An 8,175-nucleotide genomic window follows, 5' to 3' on the forward strand; every position below is an offset into this window, starting at 1 on the left:
GGTGCCCCGGGCTCACTCAGGAAGTGCCCTTTGAGGAAGTCGCGTCGCCCAACATTTGTACCGGGTTGGGCTTGATGCGATCACCAGGACGCGCCCGTTGAATACCGTTCACAATGATGCGGTCGCCCGGCTGCAGTCCGCCGGTGATAACGCGCAAGGTCTGATGCTGCTCACCCAGCTCCACTTCGCGGTACTGGACCTTGCTTTGCTTGTCCACCAGCAACACGAACTTCTTGTCCTGATCAGTCTGGATAGCCGCGTCACTGACGAGCACCGCTTGATGAGCGGCACCGCCGCCAACGCGCGCCCGGATATAAAGCCCCGGCACAAGTACGCCGTCCGCGTTGTCGAAGCGCGCGCGCACGCGGATCGTCCCGGAACTCGTGTCGAGCCGGTTGTCTACTGAATCGACCACACCCTGCCGCGAATATCCCGTCTCGTTGGCGAGGCCGATCCAGACGGGGATCGTCTCTTTCGAGTCGTGACTGAGAAAGCGCAAATACGTCTGTTCATCGACGTCAAACGAAGCGTAGATGGGAGACGTCGAAACCAGAGTCGTCATCACCGGAGCGTTCGCCCCGGGCGACACGACGTTGCCGATGGTCAGCTCCGCGCGGGAGACTCGCCCGGAAACGGGAGCCGTAATGGCTGTATAGCCCAAATTGATTCGCGCCGCCTCAAGCGCTGCTTTCGCTGACTTGACTGCGGCCTCGGCCTCGCGGTTCGCGCTCTGTGCCCCGTCGTAATCGCGTTTGGCAATCGCGTTCTCGGTCAGCAGCCTCTGCGCGCGCGCCCAATCGCCTGCGGCGTATCCGCTGCGAGATTCAGCCGACGCTAGCTGCGCGACCGCCCGGTCGACCTCCGCCTGATATGGCCGCGGGTCAATAGAAAAAAGCGGGTCCCCTTTCTTGACGAGCGCGCCGTCGCGGAAATGTACAGCGATGATCGTTCCAGAGACGAGGGGACGGATCTCGACGTAGTTGATGGCCTCGACTCGACCTGAATAGCTTTGATAGTCAGTGACGGACTGCGAGATCACTGTCGCGACGTCTACATCCGCCACGCGCGGGGCACCAGTGGCGGCCTCGCTTACGGGGCCGCCGCCGTACACGCGATACGCCGCGGCACCGGCGGCGATGACCGCGAGGGTAATCGCGCTGGCAGCGACCAGCTTACGCTTGAATGGCATTTCAAACTCCCATTAACCGGTGTTATGGATCAGGCGTGCTCTGAAGCGGCGCCAGGCCTTTCGCTGAAGAAGGCGAAGACGTCGGCAAGTACTTCCTGGCGTGACAACAGGTCCTTGTGTCCGACATTCGCGTATCGCTTAACCGTAGTAGATACGCCAGACACCATGAGTCTCGCGGCGTACCTTCCTGCCTCCATATGCATGAGATCGTGCTCCGAGATGGTGATAAATGCGACGGGCGGCCCCTTGAGGCGGCGAGATTCGATCGGCGCAGCGTAAGGATGGAGTCGATGAATTGCGATGCGCAGATATGCTCGGCACCCCAACGCACACTCCACCGCGCGCATATCTGGATATTTCTCGCGACCCAGATTTGCGATGCGCGTCATGCGCGGATCGAGCGGTTGCGCGAGCTGTGCATGAGCGGGAAACCGGAAGCCGGTCTGGTCGCGAACGGTGGTCGCGAGTTCCATGGCGAGATTGTCGCGCGCGTCTTGTCTTGCTGCCGCCGCGCGTTTTTCGTCTGCACTCCGGACACGAGGATTCTTCACCATCCAGCGGAGGGGCAGGTGTCCGTCATGGAGCGGCTTGGCGAATGGAAATTCCCGCACGGTTGGGTCGTCTTCCGATATAACCAGCGCACGGACTCGTGTAGCCAGTTCTGCGCGAAATGGATGGGTCCCCTTCAGCTTTCCCATAGTGACGCCGCCGGCGTGAAAGCATCGAATGATGGGTAAGACGCTCTGTTCGATCAGGGAACGATACAAGCGCAACCGGATCGCCTCTCCATGGCCTTCCAGTTCCACGTTTCGAATTTCGATCACCCGTTGGATATTGGTTTGCATACCTTTCAGGCCTCGCGCCTTCCTGGCTGTTTCGACCGCGCGGATCGTGATTCAAGATGAGAAAAAGATCGATTTTTGTAAGAGACGGTTTCAAAAAAATCCTGTGGGTCTGTTAACTTTCGCTGCGAGCTGTTAACCTCAGACATCGGAACAACCGAGACCGAAGAGATGGGCAAGCAGATCATCGACGACGAACTGTGGGCATTGATCGAACCGCTACTACCGGCACCCAAGCCGCGACGCGAGAAGACTCCAGGCTGCTTGCCTGTTTCGAATCGCGCAGCACTGACCGGCATCCTGTTCGTTCTCGAAACGGGACAGCGCTGGCGCGACCTGCCCGTCGAGAAGGGCGGCGGTTCGGGCATGACTTGCCGGCGACGGCACCGTGATTGGCAGACTGCGGGCGTAAGGGATCGCTTGCACGGGTTGCTTCTCGCGAAGCTGCGACCAGCAAACCAAATCGACTTCTCGCGAGCCGCCGTCGATTCATCATCGATTCGCGCCGTTGGGGCCGGCCGAATCCTGCCGACCGAGCACGACCCGGTTCCAAACACCACATTGCCACCGACGCCAACGGCGCGCCGCTCGCCGCGATTCTGACCGGCGCGAAGGTCCACGACGTCACGCAATAGCTGCCTCTGATCGACGCGATTCCACCGATTCGTGGATTGCGCGGCCATCCACTGAGCAGACCGCGTGTGGTCTACGCCGATCGTGATTGCGACTCCGAGCGGCCTCAACGAGCGTTGCGCGATCGTGGTACCGAGCCGGTGATCAAGAGGCGCCGGACCGAACATGGCAGCAGCCTTGGCAAGTATCGCCGGGTCGTTGAACGCACGCATGCCTGGCTGCATCACTTCCGTCGTCTCCGTATTCGTTTCGAGCGTCGTGCTGACATCCACGGCTCGTTCCTCAAACTCGGCCGCTGCTTGATCTGCTCGAACACCTTGCAGAGGACTCAGCAGTCTCTATGAAATCGTCGCTAAGCTTATTCGGCGACATTTCACATCCATCAGACTTCCGGGGACGTGCCTCGGAAATCAACAGGACAACATATTTGTCGGTGATGTCCCTCGCGATCTGTCCATGAGGCAAACATTGGTCAAACGGGACGGCATACCCCGCGATTGATAGTATTGCTATGTACCACACGTCACAAGGCCCCATGGGTATCGGGTCTATATACCGCCGTATACGGCGTGCACATCACGACGAACATCTACCCGGGCGAAGACGGTATCTCGCGAAAGGCATCGTTTAGGCGCGCAGATTCGCAGATGCCGCGTCAGTCTGCGCTCAACACGAGTGCTTCAGGAGGCAAGGAGCGGCGGCTACCGTTAACGCGTAACAATCCATCGTGATATCGCACAGCGGAATGCCCGGCTCATGTTGAAGCCGCCCCCATCTCATTGAAACCACCGCTAAGCGTGAGACCGAGGTTCCGCGGGGCCGGCGGACACCTCCGCTGACCGTGGGGCATGAAGTGTGTGCATCCGAGGAGTAGAAACAACCCCGTCGCCCCCTAAGCATTACCACCAACTCTGCGCACGCCGGTTTGAAAAACGCCGACATGAACGCTGAAACCTCCGGCGCACTCGACCGCGTCTTTCAGATGTCGTGTTTTCCGAGATTCGCATATCTAAATTAGATTGTCGCGTCAATCTTATTCGCGTACGCATCATCATCCTGCATCACTGGCTCGATAATCTCGGCCGAGGACCGATTTGCCGCTTAGCCACCTCATGTCAGCGCGAATACGGCGCCATGACGTTGACAATCGACACGATCAGAACTGCAGAGCGCTTCAGAACGAGATCCACCAGTAATACACTAAACACGATGGGAGACGATTCATATTCCATCGGCAGAGCTGTCGCTATAACCAACGAACTGACGGCGCAGAGGAAAAGGAATATGACGCTCACAAACTGGTTCTTGTACATCGCCCCGAAAGCGAACGCGACCCAGGTCAGACGCCCTTCCACCGAAACGAGACCCTCTGTCGGCGATGGCGTGAGGATCGGGTCGATTGGAAGCTCGAGTATCGACCAAATTGCAACAGGGAGCGGAAGCGCACGCCGCACCGCCATCACCAATATAGGTGACGGTGCGGAGATAAATCAATTCCCCCCGTCGTGGACGGACTTAACTTGATCGTCTGTATCTTCAAGACGTTTGTCTATATTACTCAAACGACGGGCATCAATGCTTGCTCCGGGCTTCTATAGCCGGAACACCACTCCGGGGTCTGTTAGTGGCTCATGTGGGTGCGGAACGGCACGACAATACGTACCACTGTTACTTCAGCTCCCGTACCGACCGGCAGTGAATTCACGTGATAACTTGGATGTAAGTGCTCCCAGCCCCGATTACGGTCCAGGAAACGATAAACGGACGGACGAGGCAAGGATCATTCGATGACTGTTTGGCGGTGCTCGCATCCCGCTTACTAAAGGTCGAAATACCGAATCGCCGATTCTAATCGGTCTACCGCTCAGGGCGCAGAAGGATTGGACACGCGCGAGCCCGATCTTCCACGCCTGTTCGCCGAAATACCCCGAGGTTGCGTCGCTCCAGCAGATGCTAAGTCTGTCCGACGTCGGTCGTTCAATTATTGAAATTCTGGCGGGCAACAGTTCTTTTTTACGGGTTTCATCGACCGACTTAGAGCGAATCCGTTTTGTTTCGGGAAATTTACTATTTTTAACAGATGTCGTTAAAAATATCGGCGCCGGTTGCGGAGCCAACAGCGACAGCAATGCTCGCTCGATAATGTCTTCGCTAGATTTTAGTGTCACTTGACAGTTCCTTCGTCGATCGACCTCAAAATCGATTAGTGTTTTCAGTCCCGGTTACAGTTTGCTCCTCGGCGCTGTGAAACGCGAGCCTGAACGTTTTCTTCAAGTCGGGCCAACCTGCCGCCTCAATATTCAGGGGATGGGCGATCACCACTTGACAGCGCTTGAGGAGGATATTAGCGATCGAGAAGCGGTCGGACAACATTCACTCGGTATCGTTTGCGTATCCGTCGGTATATGCGTTCGCCGCCGCCATTCCCGCAGTCTACGCGTCGGTGGGCGGGTTTACGACGCCCAAGTCCGCGCCTCCTTGCGCACCGGCTTCCACCAGTCGGCGCCTTCTAGCAGCATGTACAGTTGCGCCTGACTTAGGTTGAGGAGGCCTCTTTCACACTCGGCCAGAGGAACCGGGTGCGTCAAGACGTTTCATCAGCAGACACTTACAATCACCATTCACGACAGCACCTCAACCAGATCGCCAAGCCACACGATATTCGACATACCGATCGCAATTTTTGTGGTCGCGTACCGCTGACAAGTAGTTGCGCCTCCCGATCGCGACGCCACGCGGCGCCTGCTCGGCGATCAGGTTGTCGATCTCCACCCGCCCGTCGCAGCGGTAATAGACCAGTGCCGGCCAGCGATTCATCGCATACCGAATTGCCTTGGCCGTGTCGGATTTCGCAGAGAGCGTGGCGAGCGTCGCTTCAAACCAGCGCTTCATGTCGACGAGCAACGGCACCGCCTGCGCCTGGTGCACTCTGCGTCGTTCATCGGGCGGTTCGCCGCGGATCTGCTCTTCGATCTTGTAGAGCGCGCCGATCCTGTGCAGCGCCTCTTCGGTGACGGCGTTGGGACGCACCGCATGCAGGTCGTGGATTTTCCGGCGAGCGTGGGCCATACATGCAGCTTCCTGCACGCGACCGTCGAGATACAGCTCGGCGTAACCTGCGACCGCGTCCGCCTGCAGCACGCCAGCGAAGTACGCGAGATGCTGCTGGGGATGTTCACCACGTCGATCTGGCGTATAGGTGAACCGGACCGCCGCCGGCTCTTCGGAAGCGCTTGACCGGTCATCGCTCACGTAGACCCACAGGCGTCCTGTCTTTGTGCGACCGTTGCCGGGCGCCGGCACTGGCAGCGGCGCGTCGTCCCCGTGAATCTTGCCGCCAGCCAACGTGTATCGGCGTACGGTGTCGACCAGCGGTGCAAGCAGCGCCGTGATGCTTCCCATCCAATACCCCATCGCACCCGGATCGATCTCGACGCCGTCGCGCGCGTACATGACTGCCTGGCGATGCAGCGGGATGTGGTAGGCGAACTTCGACACGGCGATGTGCGCGAGCAGCGCCGGCCCCGGGATGCCACGATCGATTGGTCGACTCGGCGCCGCGGCCTGCGCGATACGATCGCAGCATACGCAAGCCAGCCTCGGACCGCGGTGGCGGATCACGCGGAAGTGCGCTCGGACGTATTCGAGGTGTTCCGCGACGTCTTCTCCCAGCGGTTTGAGTTGCCCGCCGCAATCGGGGCAGTCATCGTCGGCGGGCAGATGGATGCGCTCTTCGCGCTCAAGGTGATCCGGCAACGGCTTGCGGCCCACACCTTCGCGACTCGGCCGCTTTACTGCAGCAGCGGTGACCATATCGGCCGAGCCTTCGTCGGCCTGCAGGTCTTCCAGCTGCAATTCAAGCTGCTCGATCTGGCGATTCAGCTTCTCCGATTTTCTACCGAACTGCATCCGGCGCAGCTTGGCGATCGTCAGCTTCCGGTGTTCGATCTCGATCGCGCGCGACGAGAGCTACTCGCGCAAACTGGCGACCATCGCCTTCAGCGCGTCAATGTCGTCGGGGAGATCGGCGGGAGCAGCAGACATGCAGTGAGCTTACACGACGCCACCCTCAAGCTCTTTACGCGTAATGAACGTTTACAATGCCCTTCGCGGGTGCGCTGCATCGATCGGCTGCCGCCAATCGAATCTCTCGAGCAAGAGCGCGAGCTGAACGGTCGTCAGCCCAAGAACGCCGGCATCGGCACGCGGCCACGCGAAGCGTCCTTTCTCCAGGCGCTTCGGGAGCAGGCACAGGCCGCCGTCGCACCACCACAAACACTTCAGCAAGTCGCCGCGCTTACCGCGGGACACGAACACGTGCGCGCTCTAGGGATCCTTCTCCAGTACGGTTTGTACCTTCGCGGCCAACGAGTTGAAGCCGGAACGCATGTCCGTGACGCCCGCCGCAATCCAGATTCGCGTGTTCGGCGGGATCACTTCAGGCACTCTCGTAGATACCGTTCAGCGCACTCCTGTGACACGCCGCGGATGCGGATACGTTGCTCGCCAACCTCGATCTCGATTTCACAGCTCGGCGACACATCCAGCGTTTGCGGCAGAGCGTGGTTTGGGACGTCTTTCGCTGGCAGATCGACCACCTCAACAGGCAGCAGCGCGACGCTTGGTATCGGCGTTGCGCGTCGCGCTGCCAGTAAGCTCCTCCGCCACTGCGCGACCAGATAGGCGTTCAAGCCATGCGTACGGGCTACTTCGGCAATTGAACGATTCGGATTGTTCGCTTCAGCAGCAACCGCCTCCCGAAACTCCTTCGTGTAATTCCTCGATCCCGGTTGTCTTCAATGCACTACTGGCTTCATCGATCTGATTCCCATTACATCTGATGGGAATCAGATTGCCTATGCTGCGCTCTCACGAACAGACGGTACATGTCGAGCGCTTACGCACGTCGTTGCTTAACGCGGAGTTAAACGCGTAGTCCGCCCATTTCCAGTCAACGAGCTTCATGATGTCAGGTTGACGCGGAGCATAGCCGACATCACGAACCGCTTTCATATCGGCGTCACTGACCTTGCCGCGGGTCTCGATGACTTTTCGCGCAAACTGAACAGCGGCGTCCCGCTTCGGGTCGCTTGCACGACCCTTGCGAGCGAGAATGATTTCATCGGCCGGAAGCTTGGCCATATGCTCGGCGGTAAAGCTGTGAGCCGTCAGACAATAGTTACAGCCGTTCACTTCGGAAACAGCGAGGCCGATACTGTCACGCGTCTTCACGTCGAGCGTTTTGCTCAAGGAGCCGAGCAGGGTGGCCCACGCGTTGAACGCGATCGGGCTCTGCGCGAAAGGTACCATCATGATCGGCGTGAGCCCGATGTTCTTGGTGTACATATCGAGAGTCGGCTTCGATTCGGTCGGTATCTGTTCCGGCTTGAGAGCTGCAGTTCTCGGCATCGTAGCCTCCATAAGTTGCGAGTTTTACTATGAGTTACACGAGATCCAACACATCGACCACTGGGCGGCGCGGCTTCTGCGCCCAGTTTCCCTGACGCTCGA

General features: G+C 58.9%; 6 protein-coding genes and 4 pseudogenes. 1 reads left to right on the forward strand and 9 read right to left on the reverse strand.

The window, feature by feature from the left end:
- Positions 1–16 precede the first annotated feature (16 nt).
- Together NQV17_RS30000 and NQV17_RS30005 are read right to left on the reverse strand one after the other, a co-directional pair.
- The gene (locus NQV17_RS30000; RefSeq protein WP_257775057.1) at positions 17–1,189 is read right to left on the reverse strand and encodes an efflux RND transporter periplasmic adaptor subunit; all 1,173 of its coding nucleotides are present in this window, start codon (positions 1,187–1,189) and stop codon (positions 17–19) included.
- A 29-nt stretch (positions 1,190–1,218) separates the two neighbouring features.
- Complete coding sequence (locus NQV17_RS30005) at positions 1,219–2,034, reverse strand: alpha/beta hydrolase fold domain-containing protein (protein ID WP_257775058.1); 816 nt, start codon at positions 2,032–2,034, stop codon at positions 1,219–1,221.
- Positions 2,035–2,202: 168 nt separating this feature from the next.
- Between NQV17_RS30005 and NQV17_RS30010 the strand changes: the two are divergent.
- Positions 2,203–3,008 (forward strand): annotated as a pseudogene (locus tag NQV17_RS30010) (IS5 family transposase).
- A 771-nt stretch (positions 3,009–3,779) separates the two neighbouring features.
- Here the strand turns inward: NQV17_RS30010 and NQV17_RS30015 are convergent.
- The 7 genes and pseudogenes from NQV17_RS30015 to NQV17_RS30045 form a co-directional block, all read right to left on the reverse strand.
- Complete coding sequence (locus NQV17_RS30015) at positions 3,780–4,118, reverse strand: hypothetical protein (RefSeq protein ID WP_257775059.1); 339 nt, start codon at positions 4,116–4,118, stop codon at positions 3,780–3,782.
- Between the two features lie 285 nt (positions 4,119–4,403).
- A complete protein-coding gene (locus NQV17_RS30020; protein WP_257775060.1) occupies positions 4,404–4,832 on the reverse strand; it encodes a DUF3331 domain-containing protein in 429 nt (142 codons plus the stop codon).
- A 25-nt stretch (positions 4,833–4,857) separates the two neighbouring features.
- Complete coding sequence (locus NQV17_RS30025; protein WP_257775061.1) at positions 4,858–5,037, reverse strand: hypothetical protein; 180 nt, start codon at positions 5,035–5,037, stop codon at positions 4,858–4,860.
- A 315-nt stretch (positions 5,038–5,352) separates the two neighbouring features.
- Positions 5,353–6,708: pseudogene (locus NQV17_RS30030) on the reverse strand (IS66 family transposase); the annotation flags it as partial.
- A 51-nt stretch (positions 6,709–6,759) separates the two neighbouring features.
- Positions 6,760–7,110: pseudogene (gene tnpB / locus NQV17_RS30035) on the reverse strand (IS66 family insertion sequence element accessory protein TnpB).
- Positions 7,098–7,433, reverse strand: a pseudogene (locus NQV17_RS30040) (transposase); the annotation flags it as partial. The pseudogenes tnpB and NQV17_RS30040, both read right to left, overlap by 13 nt.
- Before the next feature lie 100 nt (positions 7,434–7,533).
- The gene (locus tag NQV17_RS30045; protein WP_257775062.1) at positions 7,534–8,073 is read right to left on the reverse strand and encodes a carboxymuconolactone decarboxylase family protein; all 540 of its coding nucleotides are present in this window, start codon (positions 8,071–8,073) and stop codon (positions 7,534–7,536) included.
- Between the last annotated feature and the right edge of the window lie 102 nt (positions 8,074–8,175).

It is taken from the genome of Burkholderia sp. SCN-KJ, from assembly GCF_024656005.1.
GTDB lineage: Bacteria > Pseudomonadota > Gammaproteobacteria > Burkholderiales > Burkholderiaceae > Burkholderia.